The organism is Paenibacillus sp. V4I9 (genome assembly GCF_030817295.1).
In the GTDB taxonomy this organism is placed as follows: Bacteria; Bacillota; Bacilli; order Paenibacillales; family NBRC-103111; genus Paenibacillus_E.
The window spans coordinates 97,084-115,829 of the sequence record NZ_JAUSZE010000001.1 but is presented as its reverse complement, the minus strand read 5'-3'; the positions used below and the strand labels follow the sequence as shown (position 1 = coordinate 115,829).

The window sequence follows — 18,746 nt, the reverse complement described above, 5'->3', positions numbered from 1 at the left end:
AACATAAAATGTTCTTGGTCGTCCATTTTTAGAATGCTGACTAAGGTTCAATTCCTATTAATAGTAGAGGTACTGGTGGATTCCCTCTGCCTTGTCTTATTATATGTTGTAATTCTCTTTCATAGTAGGACGGTCCTGAGGACATTTCATTCAGTAACTTCTTTGTTGGTAAAATCTCAATTCCAACATCAATTTTGTCAGCGATATAGAAACCCATGTGTTTGACAAAAACATCAAAAGCCACAAACGCATATTTCCCAAACTGTAGCTCAACAGCTGTTCTCTTTTTTACGAAATCTGTTTGATTGTAAGATTCTAATGCAACCTTTCCGGCAGCTTCAATTTGCGCTTTCTGTTCTTCATGAGATAAGGATAATACTTTTCTTGTTAAATTTTCATCATCAGTAACGTAATATTTGTATCTCTCTTCCTTCCAATCTCTTGCTTCCAGCTTATCTTTAAAAGCTTTATTCATCTCGCCAGGACTATACAAGACTTGTCCCATCTTTGTTTTTTCTTCACTGACTTTTGTCTTGTACTTCTCTGCATCAATACTAGAAATAACTTCATAGATTTCATCTAAAATATCTGACTTATGGTATTTTAAATACTCAAAACCATTAAGATGTGAGTATTGCGCCCCTATTTTCATAGCTTTTCACCCTCTTTAAATAATTCCTCAACTGAAACATTCAGTATCTTGGCTATTGCAATAATTTCGATGTCAGTAATTTCTCTTGACTGACACTCAATTCTTGATATCATTGGTCTATCAATATTAATCCCAATTACATTTAGTTTAGCAGCTAGTTCATCTTGGGTTAGTTGCCTTAATTTTCTGTAATACTTTATACTAAGCCCAGTTATGTTTCTAACATTCATATCCTTATCTATGTCCTTATTGTGTTTTAATATTGATTCTATAACAAAATCAATGATATAATGTGTGGTATTCACACATCCAAGGGGTGCAACATGAAAACTTTCACACAACAAGATATTTTATCAAATACAAAATTCACTGCAGATGCACTTAATATCACTTTACATAATGGTGATACACTAGAATATCTGAAAACTTTACGAACTGGTTCAGTTAATCTAGTTGTTACTTCTCCACCCTATAATGTTGGTAAAGCGTATGAAACAAAAACTTCAATTGAAACATACTTAGAAACTCAGGAAAAAATCATCGAAGAACTAATTAGAGTCACTAACGATAACGGTAGCATTTGCTGGCAAGTGGGAAATTATGTAGACAAGGGCGAAGTCTTTCCATTGGATATATACTATTACAACATTTTCAAAAAATTCAATCTGTACCTCAGGAATAGAATTATTTGGCGATTTGGGCATGGACTTCATGCAAAGAATAGGTTCTCTGGTAGATATGAAACCATATTATGGTTCACGAAAACTAATAACTATACCTTCAACTTAGATGATGTTAGAGTCCCATCCAAATATCCAGGAAAAAAACATTTTAAAGGTGAAAAGAAGGGCGAATTATCAGGTAATCCAAAAGGTAAAAACCCTGAGGATGTTTGGGATATTTTAGTGAAGGATTGGGATGAATTAGTTTGGGACATCCCAAATGTTAAGGCAAATCATCCTGAAAAAACTTCCCATCCATGCCAATTCCCTGTAGAACTAATCGAAAGATTAGTCCTTGCTCTAACAAACCCTCATGACACAGTTCTTGACCCTTTCGCAGGCGTTGCTTCTTCGATGATTGCAGCACTGAAACACAACCGCAACGCGATAGGTATAGATAAAGAGTTACAGTATATTGATATTGGTATTGAAAGAATAAAATCTTTATTTGATGGCACTTTAGGTTTAAGACCTTTAGGGAAAGAGGTACACATCCCTACTGGGAAGGAAAAAATATCAGCAATACCAGAAGCTTGGCTTAACTCCGATGAATCTATATATAGTAAAAAATGACACTTACAAAGAATCCTTTCCATATTATTCATGGTAAAGGGTTCTTTTATTAACTTTTTGAACGCATCTTCATTAGTGCTCCCGCTTTAATTAGATTAGGAACAAATGGTAGAAACCTCGTCCCCCTCCCAATGATGATAACAAACAATCCAGCCACACACATCGTCAGAATGCTCACAATTGCTTTTAGTGGGGCTAACTCCCTTCGAACAACAAGATACAAGTAAAAAAAACCCACCTTTACGATGGGCTTGTAGAGAGTTACATACGATCCTCATATTCCTTCAAAACTTTGTAGAAAGTGTTTTTCTTTAGCCCCAGCATATTAATCAGTTGTACCGCGGTTATCTCTTTAGTCTGCCATTTTGAATACTCCGCTTTCAACCTTGCTTTTTGCTCCTCTCTATCTTTTCAATCGATAAAAACTTCAATTAGTTTCCAGCGACCATTTCCTCTTTCAGTAGGAATATGCTGCTCGACCTGTTCTACACTTAACTCAATAAGTGTATCTCTTTCGAAATTCCAAACGTGAAATAAATACTTCTCCTTATTGTTTACTGCCTTTTCCCATTCATTATTTGTAATAAAAAAATGTGTCGGACTAAAGTTACAAGCTTTTACCTCGATATATTTTTCCCTGATTTCATTTCGGTCTCCCCTCTTGTAGGAAAGTATGTCATAACCAGCTGTATTATCCTCCAGGGAAATCCATTTTGGAATCCGATCGATGTTTTCCTCATCTAATTTCTTTTTTTCCAACTGAAGTGACCTTCGCTCACCATTCCGACCAATCTCCAGCTTCTTTTGTTGATCAATTTGTCGGGAAATAGAAGCAATATCTTCCCACCACTCCAATGCTTCTTCTGAGAGTTCTTCATTTAGTAATCCAGCATAAGTTAAACACTGTACTTGATCGTCTGACAGAAGCTTTAAAACTTTACTTCTACCAAGATATGCGACCTTTGCCCAAAAGGGCATTATTTTCATAACAAGATTCTTAAGTGTCTGTTGCAGCTGTGTTCTTCTATCTCCAGTAATAACGATTATTTCCCAACCAAATAAATTACCCACTTCCATCGACTTCTTGTAGTCATATGGAACCATGTGGGTAGGTCCCTCTTTCAAATGTTTAACTGCATCTTCAATTGAGCAATCACTGTAGATTGATCGGTGCTTACAAATATTCAAACATCCATCTATGATACTCATTTTAAAGAAGTCTTCTTTCATTAAAGCACCTCTTCATCACTCACTGGTGCTGCAAGGCCAACCAACTCATCGATAATATCCGCTAAATCATCTATTGTAATATCATAATCAATTGGCATTTCTGCCTCTTCTTCATCTAGAGAAAGTCTTTGCAAATCAAAATCCCTAAGAACAGTAGACATTGTTCTTAGTTTCGTAATCAATCGGCGACGGACGGAAAAATCTATCGCGCCAACAGAATTTGGCGCCACGCTCTCTAATACATGAATATTACTAATTGTTCCTTCAGGTAAGCCTAGTCGATGAATTCTGTCTACAGATTGTAGGTAGTGTGCTGCGTTAAAAGACCTATCAAGGTAAATAGCGTTATGGCATGCCATATGTAAGCTAATTCCTTCAGAACAAGCTGCGGGATTTGCAACTAATACCATACACGCATCATCATTGTGGAACCTTTCGATTCTTCCCTCTCGAGTGTTTGGATCGTTTTTTTCCCCTGTAGCTACCTGGCCATGAATATATGTTGCTCCTATGTCACTTAACATTTCTGAAATTCTTTCAACGTTTTCTGTGAAGCTTGACCAAATAACGCTCTTCTCACGAATCTTAGCTAGGTCACGTGCCAATTCACAAGCTTTTTTTATTTTGGGTGAATCATATTCTTCAACAATTGCTTTAAATATTGCTTCTATTTTAGGATCATCGTACAAATAGTTTTCTGGATCTTCATTTGTAAGTCTTTTAATGACCAGAATCGGATTTGCTGAAACTTGAAGTAGTCTCATAACGGATTTCTTTGACGACATCAAGTCAACATTTCCGTTCGTCCTAATACCCGCCAGCTGTTTTAATACCTCTTGCCTTATAACGCTGTATAAGGCCATTTGTGGAGTTGACATTGGGACAGGTATAAAATTCCTTATTATATCTGGTAATCCAAGTTCTCTTTTTGTTGTTCTGACATACAAGTTTCTAATAACATGATTAGCGTCTGCTGATTGGACCGCTCGATACCCCAATCCTTGCCCAGGCCATAAAAAATCAATTTGAGGCCTAAGATCATCTACTGATCGAGGTAATGGGGTTCCACTTAAAATGTCTCTTCTAACTGGTAAATGAGATATTCCAAGGAGGGTGTTTCCCCTCTGAGACTTATCTCCCGCTTTAATACGGTGACTTTCGTCCAGAATTAAATGTACTTTATTACGACCTAAGAGACGTGCTATTACGTCACGTACCCTGGCAAGTTGTTCATAACCAATGATCATTCTCTTCGGCAAACTTTTTAGTAATAATGATATTTGTTCAATACCACCAGAAAGTCTTGTAAATGCCCATTCATTCTGTAATGAAGGGTCTAAGCAATCCTTAATTACATCATCCCATGCTCCGAAAGCATTTTTAGGAGCAACTACTAACAAACGAGTATCATCATCACGTGTTAAAACATGGGCAGCGAAAGCTACTGTTGTTTTCCCTGCCCCTGGAACGGAGAAATTGGCGCCATGAGAAAGACTAATCATTTTTGAAAGGTCTCTAATTTGGTAATCCTTCAGGGTCCGCTGATTAAAACCTAAATCTTTTAATCTTTGGGGAATATCTGCTTCTGAAATGATTAACGATTGAGTAAGTTGCGCGCCCCGAGTAGACCGCACTTCATCTCTATATTTAAGTAATAGCTTCTTTGCATTTTCGCTGTAAGATGTTAAAAACCCAAAGTCTTTGCGAAGATCCGCAAGATGGGGGGCAATTTCAAGGATAGTCGCCCAATCCGCTACTATTGTTCTATCTGTCAGTTCAGCATCTGGTTGGACCCCAAATATTAACTCACGTATTCTGTTCCAAGCTAAAGTATCCGATTGCCCATATAATTCCAGGGAGCCGAGAGAAGATTCATCATGATAACAAATTTTCACTTCCATTTAACTTCCACCTACATTTCATAATCAGTAGATAAAATAAGTAACAGTTGATTGCTTTTCTCGATAATACCTTCTAGTTGTCCCTTTATCTGCTCAAATGTAGACTGATCGCATCTGGACAAATCAATGTCATTTAGACTTCTTAACGCATTTTGTGCATTAATAAGCCCTAATTGTTTAGCTCTATCTTCGTTCCTTCCTTGTTTCACACTCTCCAAAATTCTAGCCAACTTTTCTGCCTTCTCCAATGTTTGGTCCGGGTTGGTGAAAATTGGCTTCAATGGCGCGAATATTGACTTTTGTGTAGTTCCTAAATCACTTAATGGATCATCTTCATCAATATTTCCAACTTGGGTACTATCTATTACAGTATTATCAAGTTGAATCGACTCTTCACTAGCATATCTAAATAAGACGTTTTCAAACTCACGTCCAAAAATCTCTTTAAATCCATATGCCCGATCACCCATACTTCTTGACTCTTTTACCAGTAAGAACCCCAATGATCGACGCAACTCCAATTCATCACCACTTTTACCAACAAGAGCTTTTTGCAAATCTTTGAATAATTGCTCACTACTTCTTACTTCACGATAATCTCCTGGTTTTCCTAAGTAATTATTTAGATACTCTTCCGCCAATCTCAATTGCTGTAGTTCAGCATTTATTTCATCTTCTCGCCTAAAACGATAAGTATCCTTAACTTTTTCTCTACTCCATCGTAAAACTTCAACGTGATATCTTAATTTCCATCTACGTTCCAGCCATCCGTAGGGCAGTTTAGTTTCAGGAATAAGCTGTAGCTCCGTTTCTAGTAATTCAATATCTTCTTCTGTAGTTTCAGTCGGCAAAACAGCAACATTTATATACTCAAATTCTGAAAATGTTCCAGGGTCCTTAGTATAAAGATCACGCATTGCAGCTATGCGCCGATTTCCATTTACTACTACACCAGTGTTGGTGATTAACAGACTAAATCTCTGCACAGCTACTTTTTCCAATTCCTTATAAATCGAACCTTTTTCATCTTTGGATAAGCCAAGTAACATTTTGTGCTGTACGGTTTGTACTGTTTGGTTCTCCTCACCAACCACGAAAAAATCTTCCTGCTCTCCATGCTCTTGTATATACATTATATGTTCAATTTGTGTCCTACCATTTCTCATTCTATAAATAGGGAGGTTTATCGGGATTCTTATAACTGGTATATCAGTGCTCTGACCACGAAATGGGATGATTTCACTCCGATTTGAATTTTCTTTTTCTTGATCAATTCGCACTTTCCTTGCTACTTGATCCATCACAGTAATTAAGTTCATTTTATTTATTCCTCCTCATTCATCAATTCCTAATATAATAGTTGGTATAGTTATAATATCTTTGAATAAGATGATTTCTTTTGTTACTCTTAAGAAATTTGCTATATTACTCCCCAAGGCCCTTGCGGCTCCACTTGTAGGAACAACTAAAACCCCAATCTCAATCTTCTTATTCAGGTACATAGCTTGAAATTTTAATAAATCGTAAAACGCGCGCGTAATGTTTCCAGTTTGAACAGTAAGTCCAACCTTATTTTTCATTGCGTTTATATTCAAGTTAAAATCAGGATGAACGGAAGGGTCTAAAACCCAACCCTTTATGTTTAAATTTACCTTCACTAGCTCATTTATAGTAACAGCTGCTCCTTTTTTCATACCAACGTCAGGTAATTTGAATATCGACTCGATTTCTTCAAATAATCCAATTTTTTCGATAAAATGCCTTCCGTTGTTATGGGAATATACTTCTGATATTATCAATAGCTTCATCACCTTTTCGTATAAGTATCTTTTAACATACTTATTTAGCCTGATCTAAATCCGACAAACCCTCTAGCGTCCTTTATAGCACCATAATCATAGCAATGTTTTATTTCGACACCGTCTTGCCCATTTCCTGTATAACCAAAACAAAAGTATAGTACTTTTGGCATACGTTAATTAACATATATTACTACAGAAGGATATATGATCACTCAATCAATCATCTTGTTGGTTATCCTTCTATTTCTTCTTAAAGCCCTGCTTAAACCCATCTTTTCATTGACCTGTTCTAACTTGATAACACGAATTCGTTCAGCAGCCTCTATTGATTGGAAATAATCATCCTTGGCCTTTAACCTCGAAGGTGATATCCACACTTGCCGTCTCCGCTGTAACTATACCTCAAGAACCACATGATTCTTATGGATCAGCAATTTACCAAGTCCGGGAACATAGCTTAGTTTGTTCCCATATGGCGCAGCGGGCTAAGGTCTTGATTTATAAAGGTTTTCCCGATTCGAGTATTGTTCTGTTTGGTTGAAGTTTGCCCGCAAATGAAAGCTTTCGTCCCCAATTCGTCCCCATTATAAATTGTCTAATCCCTTTACATTAATTTCTGTGTTACTCATGCCAGCCTTGTAATATTGAGGTTAAAACTCAAATTGATCAATTTAATGCTTGAAGAAATTTTATCTTGAACGAATTATTCTCTACTCTAAATTTGCTGTTTTCCTTAAACGATTCATGCTTTTTATATCTAAATATGGATTGTAAGCGTAAGATATCTGGCTCCTCATCATTTACGTTATTAATAATAACAACCTCGTATAAGTCTTTATGTTCCTCTCCAAACAGCACTTCATCTTTTGTTATGTTAAATGTCATCTCCTCTTTCGTTGACGCCTTGACCTCAACAAATCGATACACACCATTTTTGTCCTTATATCTTAGATCATAATGAAAAGTCTCGCTTCCTGTTTCATTATTCTTGGCTCGTAAAGCATTTTCAGAAACCCATTCAACATTATCCTCACCGTATTCATTAATTAGTGCCAGGTATGCAATAACTTCACCCATAAAACCAATTTCTTCATTGGATCGTGCAATACTTCTCCCCACACTCCTTTTGACATTTTTTTTGAGTTTACTTGAGATATCACTTTCAGGTTTTTTCGAAGAAATGTCTTTTATTGGTAATGGCACTCCCGCAAAATCACGAATTATTTTTGAATATAAGTTTTGAAAAGGATCATTATATCCAGGTTTACTTCTGCCATCCGGTCCACCTTCTGGACTTTCAAAATTAGACCGTAAAAAGCCCACATGAGTCTTTTTAAATTCAGTCAAAAGATAATCAACTTCATCAAAGTATAACAAGCTTTTAAACTCATTATTACTCAAAAAGTCAATAATTTGCTGAGTTGTTACATAATATTCTTTTTGAATCAATGTTTCTAACTGTGTAAAGTTTTCATGGTAAATTTTGGATAAATCAATAGACGATGCTTCAGATAGATCGATCTGAAACTTTTCTTTAATGGTGAGCTTAAAAATTTTAAGAACGTTAAAATCAAAAGAATTTTCATAAGAGGAAAACTCCATGTTTTCATAATCAAGTTGCAACTTAATATACCTTTTCTTTTCAGCAGGCTCTTTGAATTGTTTAATTTGCAGATAAAGCAACGTTAAGAATTCCTGTCTGTAATTTAATTTGCAATTGTTAAATTCCTTTTTATAGTAGTCAATTAAATTAATCTTATTTAAAGTAAATAAGTTAAATACTGAAATTTTAAGGTGTAATATTTGAAATAATCTTTTAAGAGACTGAAAATTCGAGTATGAGTTTATTTCATCATAATCGAGTATAGATTCAATTACATTGGAATCCAATTTCAATATATTTTTACAAAACACTTTAAACTCTTCTTCGTGATATGGGATATCCTCTCTGATTTTTATTTTTTTGGCCTTAATGACGGCCATCCAAAAATTTTTAATTGGACTTGTTGCACTTCCTAGAAGATTCTTTGACCTTAATAGGAGTTCCAAGTTCTCATCCTGAAATTCCTGAGCTATTAAATCATCACGATCAAGTCTTCTTTGGTAATACATTTCCCTAAAAAAACCTCTGCTATCTTCACAATCTAAGATATTAGCAATAAGTTCCGTAAAATCAGCCTTGAAACGTGCATCATAACGTAAATCATCAACGGAGTGATGTCTGCCTTCTGATAATTTAAACATAATTGTATTGTCAATAATGATAAAATCATAGTCATTGAGAACCAAGGCTGTCTCTACTCGTTTATGTATAAAACTAGTAACAATCTCCGTACAGAGCATCACTTTTAATTTTTTTAATTTCTCCAATTCATTATGTTTTTTATCCCTGTTTATCCTTGAAACATAAAAATATGGCTTTAGCTCCTCAAACTCTAGTTGAAAATCATCATTTAGACTATGATAAATAGGTTCCGATAACAAGTTATACTTAATACCTTCAAAATAGTTCACCCCGTAAACATCCTTCACTCTCTGCTTACTAAGACGTCTATCAAGAGCAATAATATTGTAATTCTTTAATATATCATCACAATACATGCGATTTGGTATAAAATATGTATCTTTCACGGATGAATATTGTGATTGAGTTCCTTTTCGCGAAAATACTTTCCCATCTGCATGAAAGGCCGAGTAAAAAATCGACTCTTTTTTTATCTTAGGCCTGCTATCAATTATCATCTTGTAGATAATTTCAGCTTTTTCACCTTTAGGATCTAATTCCTCTAGATCATCTAATATTCCATATATAGTTTCTGTTGAAAATGTAGAAAGATCGGAACCAATTCCAATACTATGTAACAATTTTTCAACATCCTCAGCAGATATTCCATTACTGATAAATTTATCGGAGTTTACATCAATATTAGGCGATTCTATAAAAGGACTTAAGCTTTTATGAATTATTTTAGTAAAACAAAAGTTTCGGGGTAAAAGTCTCTGATTTTTTTCATTAATCACCCAGTTGCTATTTTGTAGTTTCCAAAGAAGAAATGACTTAAAATACTTCCCCGGTAATGGTTTCCTTTCTGATCTATATTTAAACTTCAATTGAAAGGATGCCCTACTATTTTTTTCGATACCTGATGTAACTAATTCATAGATTGGTTTACATTTAATTAGCCATATAATTATATCTTCGAAAGAAGATTTCTCCAGTATTTGATCAAATGAATCTACTATTTCAGCTGTTATGTGAGCTCGTTCAGTTTGATAGTTCATCACATCATTCGGACTACCAAATTCAACATTCAAGTCGCCGAATTTAACTGGATAATTCTCTATGGCCTCATATACATATTTTTCATAATCCTTTTCTCTAACGGGCAATAGTATAGACCTCGGGAATACTTCAATTCCCGTCCATGATAAGAATCTTTTCACTTCAGCCTTATCCACAGTTTCAAGTCCTAAAATTTTGGGTGAACCTACAAAACAATTCTTTTTAATTGGCTTAAAAAGGTTCTCGGTTATTGTTTCAAAGTATTCCTTTCCAAAGTAAATTTGATTTGATTCCACCACTTGATTATGTCGATTTAGAATAGGCACCGATAAGTCGTTAGGAAATCTCTCTCCTGTCTTCTTCGCACTTATATAAATATTAAATAATGAATTTAATAATAGCTTAATATATTTACTTTTATGTCTGTCCAGATCATGAATAATTTCTCGAGTTTGATTAACAATCTTCCTTATTACAGTTACAGGTTTATATTCATGCACATTAAATATTTGGATACAGTTATATAATCCATTTACATTGCTAACATTAAAAGCACTGAGTAGAGCTTTGTATAGAGACTTGCTCATGAATGTGAGACTAATAAACTCCGGGACAATTATTGACATCTCATCTAACGGAAGAAATATTTCATTCTTCTCTGGAATAATGTTATTATTTTGATCAACAAAAAGAGGAGGACGAGACTCTTGTATGTTATCCTTATAGCACTCGAACATGAATCTGATTAATTTTGCTCTTATATTGTTATCAAGCTTTGAATTAATACTTTTAAGATTATTGCACAGTGGCCCATACATATAGGTAAACATATTTATTTGTTTTAACATATTACGAACTTGATCATCATCAGTAAACTTAGTAAGGTTGGCTGATATTTCCTTCGGGAGGTATTCAGCTTCTTTCAGTCCATAGAATACTGGTTTCTCCAGATAAGAAATATATTGGTCAGAAACTGTAGGAAATAATTTATTTTCCTTTATCTTCTCAATGAGTTTTTTCTTGAAACCCATGTTTTCTAAGTTTTTATCTAATTTCCCATCGAAGGAAAGCAATTTAATTGCATCCCAGCTAGACTTTGTTTGATTAAAAGTGATTAATTTAGCTGTATCAATAAGTACATCTATAAGGACTCCCATTAAATGTTTATTATTGGGAGAGTCATTAAATTGGTTCCTATTACCATTGAGCTCAAATGTTCCATGAATTACTGCAGGAAAACTTAGCTGCACATTAGTTCTAAAAAATGAATATAAAACATCTCCATCATCATCAAAGTTATCAGTGTAGGCTACTTTTATCTCATACTCCTTATTATTATACTCACCTTTTCTACCATGTACGGACCATTGTTTCCCCTTGATTTTCTCCCCATTCTCATACTTTGAGACATCCACTTTTTGATTTGTTAATAAAAGTTCCTCGCCGGTAATATTAATTGTATTTGTATCTTCTAATAGAATTTTCTTTTCCATTAATATCTGTTTTTCGTTAGTTTGGAGAACTAATTGATGAGTGTTTTGCATAAACAATAAATCTTCAATATCAAGCTTATCGAGTTGAGTTACAATATTATCATAAACTCCCTTTTTTAGATCAAGAACTATATAAGTGTCAAACTGCATATTTTGAATATTTTCATCAACAATTATTGGTCTATTAACGATCCATTTTGGGGCAACTAATGTAGCAATCGGATAAGGTTCTTCTTGTTTGATTATAAAATCATTTACTGACGGGGATTCACTTATAATTTCATTAAGAAATTCGATTGCATTGTTTCTAGAAAACTCAATTGAAAGATCATAACTTTTAATATAAACAGATTCAGCCCAACTCAAAATCGACCTAAAGCCGGTACCTTTGTGGCCAATCTTATTCTTTCTTCTAGATTTTGAACTTAAATGAGGATACATGAGGGAAACAATACCATCCCTAGAGAAGGGAAGCCCATTATTTGCAATGATGAGTTTTTCCTCGGAAACGAAAATATATATTATTTTCTTATTGGCCAATTCCGCCTCATCATCAGCGTTTTGAAGCATTTCCAGTATTTGACGACCGTTGTATTCAGATATTTTCTCTTTTTCATTTCCATACTGACTTAACATTAAGTTAGGGTTATGAATATAACTATTCTTAATTTTATCTATCTCTTGCTCGGCAAACTGCTTCACGATGAGTCCCCCTCTTAATATCGACTTTGTCCCCAATTCAGTTTATTAATTTGTGACTAACCAGTAAGCGGAGTAGAACTGTTTCTTAAAATTATCATTATCCCCAATCTGAAACTTATCCTATCTAGTAACCGCAATTGATTTTCCTCAAAAACCCACTCAAATATTTGGTCTCGAATGGATAAACTGATGACGCTTCCTACACCATTCATTTTAATGGTTTTTAATAGACACATATTTGTGATTATCAATAAAATAAAGCCCTGCTTCCTTCACTTTACCGCCGCCGACCATTCGCTCCCACTCCTCCACATAAGCAACTACTTGAGGCCTATAATAATCCACATACTGCTGCTCATGCTGGGATTCATAGCGATCCGTCTTGAAGTCTACGATGACATATCCGTCTTCCTCTTCGAATACAAGATCGATAACACCGCGAAGCAATATGGTCATCGACTGCTCCTGCTCATTCTCCTCCATCTGACACGCGGTCATGAAGGAAAACTCATGGCTTCTCCACCTTGCATTCATGCAACGTCGCCACATGTCGCTCTCGGTTACCTGCAGCACCGTCGCTTCCGCCTGCTCCAGCCATCTCTCATCGACGCCCTCTTCTTCCGCATTCATTCGGCAGAAGTCCCGCAGGTCTTGAACATCCATGCCTTCTCCTAAAGCCTGTAAGCATCGGTGAACCAAGCTGCCATAAGCCATACCCTTGCCTTCAGCTGAGCGTACAAGTACTATTTCGCTTGAAGACTTAGCTAACTTTGTTACGCTAGCCACCTGATATGTAGGTTTTTCTGCACTTTCCAGTCGACTCTTCCATTCGGCCAACCTTGCCTCTACATTCGGAATTGCTTTTAGCTTTTCAGCCCGTACTGGACTGATCGGCGTCACATCTAGCTCCATCTGCCGCTGCAAGGAAACAGCCAAAAGGCTCCACGGATCAATCGCTGGTCTTGATGGATATTGGCTGACAACCAAAAGCTGTTTGGCTCGTGTTGCAGCCACATACAGCAGTCGATCCTTTTCCGCATGCATGTAATCGCGCTCTTTCTCGGCGAGTTCCAACCAATTTAACGGTTGGGCAATGATCTCCGAGCTGTAAGCATCCTTTGGTCTGGTAATTGTAAAATAACCAAGCGGCGGTTCTGACATTCTGTCAATATGCTCCTCAGCATCATGGTCTATATAACCGCAAGGACATGCCAGGATGACAACGGGTGCCTCTAATCCTTTCGCTTTGTGAAGGTTCATGATCTTAACGGCTTCTCCTCTCCCCGCGAACAGGCTAGCTGATTCCAATCTTTCCGTGAACGTAAGCTTTCTCATCCGCTCTGTTAGCGCACGCCAATCAACAGCTGCATCCGAATCCCCTTGCAGCAGCTCTATCAATTTGATAAGCGTACCGCTGCGGATTGCTCCTGATTCATTAACTGCAGCTGCAGGTACGATGCCAATGTCTTGAATCATTTGCGAAAAGGCGGATAGTGCAGGTAGTTCTTTAACCCATTCGGCATATTGGCGGAGCTTGCGAAGCGCTTCATCGACCATTATGTTTTTCTCCGAAAGAACGGAAGAATCTAGAGAGGAATACAAGCTGATGCTGCCTCCAGCAAGTCGATAGTGATACAACGCATCGTCGCTGATTCCGAACAACATCCCCCGCAGAACTGCCAATAACGGAACCCGATCGGTTGGATCGTTCAGCGTTTCCGCCAGCAGGTATAGAGCGTTCAATTCCTCGAACACGGCGTGGCTGCCCGATGTATCCGATGCGATCCCATAATGCTCCAGAAGCTCCGCATACAGGCTAATGAATTTTCTATAGTTAAACAAAATCATAAAATCGCTCGGACGCGCTGACCGTGTTATCGACTTTCCATCGCCATCCTTATCCTCTTGAATCAAGAGGTTCCCATCACAGGCCCACGCCACAAACTGCGCTGTACGTTCAGCATCGTGAATGGCTATATCCGCTTGCCGATCTCTCTCCTGCTTAAGTATGGTCATGGTGTACACACCATGCAGCGCTTTTTTACCAGAAGGATTCTGCCGCTGCGTAATCATTTGCACGTAAGGCGCTTGGAAATCCGATGTTTGCCCCGGCAAAATGAATTTGCTCTCAAACGCATAGTTGACGAAGTCGCCAATTGCCTTAACGGAGCGGAAGTTACGTGTTAGTTGGAGCACGTTTCCGCATTGTCTGATTCGTTCTTTCACGAAGTTGTAGGTCGAGATGTCCGCTCTGCGAAATCGATAAATAGACTGTTTCGGATCTCCTACGACAAACAATGAGCCTGGCCGCGGAAGCTGCTCTCGCCAATTCGACTCGGATGGATCTACTCCTGTAAGCAGCATCATCATTTCCGCTTGTATAGGATCTGTATCCTGAAACTCGTCAACAAAAAGCCGGCTGTACCGCCGTCCGAAATAGCTTCTCACTTCTGGATAAGTCCGCAGCAGCTCCGCGGCTTTCATCAGCAGATCTTGAAAGTTCAGTCTACCCGCTTCCATCCTACCGCTTTGACAGTATTGGACAGCCGGAAGAACAAAAGTGATCAGCTTAGAGTGTAAGAACTCTCTCCATGCCTGTAAAAAAGGCCGAAGTGTTGTCGTCTGCCAATCATGAAACTGCCCCTTTATTTGCTTAGCCATCTTGAGGTCCGTCCAGCGATTTAAAGTAACGTTCAATGTCCGGTCAAACAACTTTGCCAAGACCAAAACATTCATATCATCCGACATGTCCTTACTTCGTAGATGACGATTAGCTGTGCGAATTGTTTTCTGCAAATCGTCCCAATCCTTTTCCGGCTGAACCGTCGGGATGTATCGGAATGCTTCCTCCATCATTGGAAATAACGATTCTCTGATCACAAAGAAATCTGGTCTTTCCGACTGTACGGTATGTATAGTCACATCCTCATACTGTGACACTTTGTTGTAAACAGCTCGCAAATCCTCTACATGGACTAGTAAAGCAGCCAACTCATCGATATGGGAATCTTCTCCATCTTCACGTAATTGCTCCAAATAGTCATCCCAGCATTTATCCCGAAACTCTTGGTCCTCATGCTCATCCATTTCCTGAAAAGCCGGATCGAGCTTCGCTTCGATGGGACGTTCCCTCAAAAGCCGGCCACAGAACGCATGAATCGTTCCAATGAAGCTTTCTGGCACCTGCCGCACAGCTTCCAGCAGCGCTTCCCTCTCTGGACCTTTCGGTGCTTTGCGCAGCTCTTGCTCGAGCTTGATTCTAAAGCGTCCCATGAGCTCGGAAGCTGCCTTATTCGTGAACGTAATGGCGGCGATGTCTCGCACTTGTGCTTTACCTGTTTTAACCAGTGCAATCATCCGACCTACGATGGAAGTTGTTTTGCCCGAACCTGCACCCGCTTCTACCAAGAACGTTGTATCCAAGTCGGTAGCGATTCTCTCACGAGACGCCTCATCCACATGAAGCTCTTGCTCTTTAAGCATAGCGGTTCACCTCCAAAATGTGCCCAAGTCTATGGGCGTTCTCAGGAGCAGTCCTTTTCTCTTCAAAGTGCTCTGCATGGGCTCCACAAACCGCTCTGTAATCACACCAGCTGCAATTCTTAGGCTCATTCGTTGGTGGAAAAACACCTTGTTTCATAGAACCCAGCGCGGCTTGAAGCAGTGATGCCAAGTCGTCCCTCCGCGTTTGCGAACGGCTAACTTCCTCTCCCATTCCCCGCTCCGTCGGAAAATAGTATGCTGAGTCCACGACCTGCGCCTCTGGATCAAAACCGCTCTCTCTCATCCACTGTTCTACCGCAGCCCCGTATAAAGGAAGCTGCAGCTGTGTGCCGCCTGAAAAGCATTCATTTTGCTTGTATTTTCTAGGATTACCGGTCTTGTAATCGAAAATTTTGTAACGATGGGGAGCAATCTCATCCACACGGTCTACATATCCTCTAATTGGAATGGTTAACTCGTCACTCAACTCTAACTGCATAGGCAATTCTCCATGAAGTTGCAGCTCCGTAAATACGGGAATGGAAGTCCGATGCTTTTCGTTCGCGTAAAAAATCTCAACATCCTTCCGTATGCTTGCCGCTTCCTTCTGAAAAATATGTGCGCTAGGAGCAGGTACTTGAACCAAATACAGCTGAATAACTTCCTCCGTAATGGCCTGAAGCAGGGATTGATCGTGTGTGATCGGATCCGTTGAATGCGGGTGCTGACTTTTTACCTCCATCAAATATCGATTGTATATTTCGTGAACCAAACTTCCGCGTTGCATCGCGTCCAGCCATTGCGTACGATTATAGGCCGCTACGTCTTTTATACGAACCCCTAGAATCTCCTTATAAAAAAATTGCAAAGGACATCTTGCGTACTGCTCGAGCTTGCTAGCGCTGAAAACGATCGAATCCATATTTACCGGCAATTGATCAGGCTGCTCTCCCGTGTTAACGAGTCCATCGTAAGAAGAACACTTACTATCTAATCTAGCCTCTACCGCCACTTTCCCGTCTTTCAAATGCGAGTAATTAGCATATACAGCTTCTTGACCGTTATAGATTCGCGATTCGCTCGAGAGAAGATTTGGCATCCACCAATCAATTGCATCCATGGATATATCGGACGGCTCGCTAAAAAATCCCAGGACATCTTTCATATCCTGATGCATAGCTTCGTAATCCGCATCGGCTTGACCAGACTTCCTGCGGAATATTTGCAGCATCTCAAAAGCAGGCATGTTCTCCTTTTGATCCGCAAGGTCATAAGAACAATAACTCATTAGGCATCGCCCCTTAATCATGCCAAGCCGACTATTCCTTTCCTCTATCATTCGCGCTGCCCGGTCAGAGCTAACCTGAAGATTCAGGCTGATTCTAAGCCGCTCATCGTCTAGCAGTACAGGATCCTGCTGAATAGAAAAAGCCCAATTGCTTTCACTCATACCGACGATAGATGTATAGGGTCTGCCGGTTTGGCCTCCAGTGTTAAGGGACGCAACGTGAAGATGCCCGGGTGAAGGCGTACTTGTGCATTGTATCCGCATATGATCCAGATCACTGCGCAGATACTGAATAGCTAACGATGTATTCATCGATAGCTCACCGGCAGCTTTCATAGATTGTTCTAACGCTTGAAGTTCGCTGAGGACTTGATAATCATTCTCCTCTTTTAGCAGACAGTAGTTTTCCAGAAAATCCACGACTGCATGGATCAGTTTCTCAGGAGAACTTAATGCTGCTTCCGTTAATTGATTGAATAGCCGCTGAAAAACACGATCAAGAGTCAGAAGAGCGTGGCTTCTTTCCTCTGTAACTTCTTTCGAAGCAGCCAAGTGTCCCAAAAACTTATATCTTTCTCTTCCCCAGCCAATACCTGCACGCTCCAATTCACGTACCTGGCTCGACGTGGTCACTCCTTCATACCGCTCATCTTTGAAGCGAATAATCCCTTGTTTTAGGGCAGACAAAACAGGGTCAACGTTATAGCCTGATTCCAGCCAATCTAGGTATAGCTTTACTGCCTTGCCTGCATTCGTAATTACAATTGGCAGCCCTTCCGAGAATGTACATCTGACGCCTACAGAAGAAGTAACCGTATAAATAGCGGCAGCGTACTTTTCATAGTCGGAAGCAATGACCTCTACATGATCCCATGCTATCGAGCTGCCCATCATTCGGCGCATGACTTCACGCACTTCCGCGATTGACCCCAATGCATGGAAGAATTCCGAGTTTTCAACAGGGAAATTGGAGCGCTGATCCGTAAATTCGTGACCCACAGATAATGTAACATGCTTTCCACGCGTGAGTGCTTGCAGCAGTTTGTGTTCCATTTCAGTTCGAATCACGAAAGGGTCTACGATAATGCTCTCATTTATTAGCTGAACCCGTGCAGTAAGTTTACTCAGTCCTGCAAAATCTACAAGTTTATTTCGTCGCAGCTCTTCCTCATACCGTCCGAGCAATTTTTTTACGAACAGACCTTTTTTCTCATTCTCAAAATCCTCGGCGAGCAGTTGATCCGCTATCACTCCTGCACCGCGCAGCTCCAAAACCGCACGATGGAACGCATGGTTGAACCCGGGAGTTAATGCGACCCCTGAGAGGTAGGATGAAGCTGACGATGATTCTTCCTGAAGCAATCTATACAGGATCCATTTCGATTCTGAATGGGGAAGATAACGCAACTTGCTCTTCGCCAATTGCAACTTGAGGCGTTCCATTGACCATGATTCCAGCGTCCGCACCTCGGTATTTAATACGGGCCCATAAACTCGGCTTATTTGTTCCAGCCATTGATGTCCCTGCGCAAGACTTGGTACAAGTAGTACTTTACGCTGCAATGGATTCTTGTTCATGATCTCATATAACTGTTGAATGCGCGTCAATGAATCCAG

Annotated in this window: 10 protein-coding genes; 1 reads left to right on the top strand and 9 read right to left on the bottom strand. The window is 38.9% G+C overall.

Annotated features, from left to right (window positions below):
- Positions 1 to 40 precede the first annotated feature (40 nt).
- Positions 41 to 652 carry a BglII/BstYI family type II restriction endonuclease gene (locus QFZ81_RS00465; protein WP_307600917.1) on the bottom strand — a complete coding sequence of 204 codons (612 nt, stop codon included), beginning with the start codon at positions 650 to 652 and terminating at the stop codon, positions 41 to 43.
- Positions 649 to 957, bottom strand: a complete 309-nt coding sequence (locus tag QFZ81_RS00460; RefSeq protein ID WP_307600915.1) for a helix-turn-helix domain-containing protein — start codon at positions 955 to 957, stop codon at positions 649 to 651. The genes QFZ81_RS00465 and QFZ81_RS00460 overlap by 4 nt, the downstream gene beginning before the upstream one ends.
- 18 nt (positions 958 to 975) lie before the next feature.
- Here QFZ81_RS00460 and QFZ81_RS00455 point away from each other — a divergent pair, with 18 nt between their 5' ends.
- A complete protein-coding gene (locus QFZ81_RS00455) occupies positions 976 to 1,947 on the top strand; it encodes a DNA-methyltransferase (protein ID WP_307600913.1) in 972 nt (323 codons plus the stop codon).
- A 411-nt stretch (positions 1,948 to 2,358) separates the two neighbouring features.
- Here QFZ81_RS00455 and QFZ81_RS00450 read toward each other — a convergent pair whose 3' ends face one another.
- The 7 genes from QFZ81_RS00450 to QFZ81_RS00420 all read right to left on the bottom strand — a co-directional run bounded on the left by QFZ81_RS00450 (position 2,359) and on the right by QFZ81_RS00420 (position 18,737).
- Positions 2,359 to 3,177, bottom strand: coding sequence for a protein NO VEIN domain-containing protein (locus QFZ81_RS00450; RefSeq protein WP_307600911.1), 819 nt, complete (start codon positions 3,175 to 3,177; stop codon positions 2,359 to 2,361).
- Positions 3,177 to 5,078 (bottom strand): SNF2-related protein, encoded by a 1,902-nt coding sequence (locus QFZ81_RS00445; protein ID WP_307600909.1) that lies wholly within the window; start codon positions 5,076 to 5,078, stop codon positions 3,177 to 3,179. Before QFZ81_RS00445 ends, QFZ81_RS00450 begins: the two co-directional genes overlap by 1 nt.
- 11 nt (positions 5,079 to 5,089) lie before the next feature.
- Positions 5,090 to 6,397 carry a hypothetical protein gene (locus tag QFZ81_RS00440; RefSeq protein ID WP_307600906.1) on the bottom strand — a complete coding sequence of 436 codons (1,308 nt, stop codon included), beginning with the start codon at positions 6,395 to 6,397 and terminating at the stop codon, positions 5,090 to 5,092.
- A 15-nt stretch (positions 6,398 to 6,412) separates the two neighbouring features.
- Entirely contained in the window at positions 6,413 to 6,877 is a 465-nt protein-coding gene (locus QFZ81_RS00435; protein ID WP_307600904.1) for a BglII/BstYI family type II restriction endonuclease, read from the bottom strand.
- Positions 6,878 to 7,546: 669 nt separating this feature from the next.
- Positions 7,547 to 12,358: a protein NO VEIN domain-containing protein gene (locus QFZ81_RS00430; RefSeq protein WP_307600902.1), complete on the bottom strand. Its 4,812-nt coding sequence runs from the start codon at positions 12,356 to 12,358 to the stop codon at positions 7,547 to 7,549.
- Between the two features lie 213 nt (positions 12,359 to 12,571).
- Positions 12,572 to 15,841 carry a UvrD-helicase domain-containing protein gene (locus QFZ81_RS00425; RefSeq protein WP_307600900.1) on the bottom strand — a complete coding sequence of 1,090 codons (3,270 nt, stop codon included), beginning with the start codon at positions 15,839 to 15,841 and terminating at the stop codon, positions 12,572 to 12,574.
- On the bottom strand, positions 15,834 to 18,737 hold the full coding sequence (locus QFZ81_RS00420) for a PD-(D/E)XK nuclease family protein (protein ID WP_307600898.1): 2,904 nt from the start codon (positions 18,735 to 18,737) through the stop codon (positions 15,834 to 15,836). Before QFZ81_RS00420 ends, QFZ81_RS00425 begins: the two co-directional genes overlap by 8 nt.
- Positions 18,738 to 18,746: the final 9 nt, after the last annotated feature.

Bases quoted from the DNA above. Each gene is read 5' to 3' on its own strand.
- QFZ81_RS00465 (WP_307600917.1), bottom strand. From the start codon at position 652: ATGAAAATAGGGGCGCAATACTCACATCTTAATGGTTTTGAGTATTTA.
- QFZ81_RS00450 (WP_307600911.1), bottom strand. From the start codon at position 3,177: ATGAAAGAAGACTTCTTTAAAATGAGTATCATAGATGGATGTTTGAAT.
- QFZ81_RS00440 (WP_307600906.1), bottom strand. From the start codon at position 6,397: ATGAACTTAATTACTGTGATGGATCAAGTAGCAAGGAAAGTGCGAATT.
- QFZ81_RS00455 (WP_307600913.1), top strand. From the start codon at position 976: ATGAAAACTTTCACACAACAAGATATTTTATCAAATACAAAATTCACT.
- QFZ81_RS00445 (WP_307600909.1), bottom strand. From the start codon at position 5,078: ATGGAAGTGAAAATTTGTTATCATGATGAATCTTCTCTCGGCTCCCTG.
- QFZ81_RS00425 (WP_307600900.1), bottom strand. From the start codon at position 15,841: ATGCTTAAAGAGCAAGAGCTTCATGTGGATGAGGCGTCTCGTGAGAGA.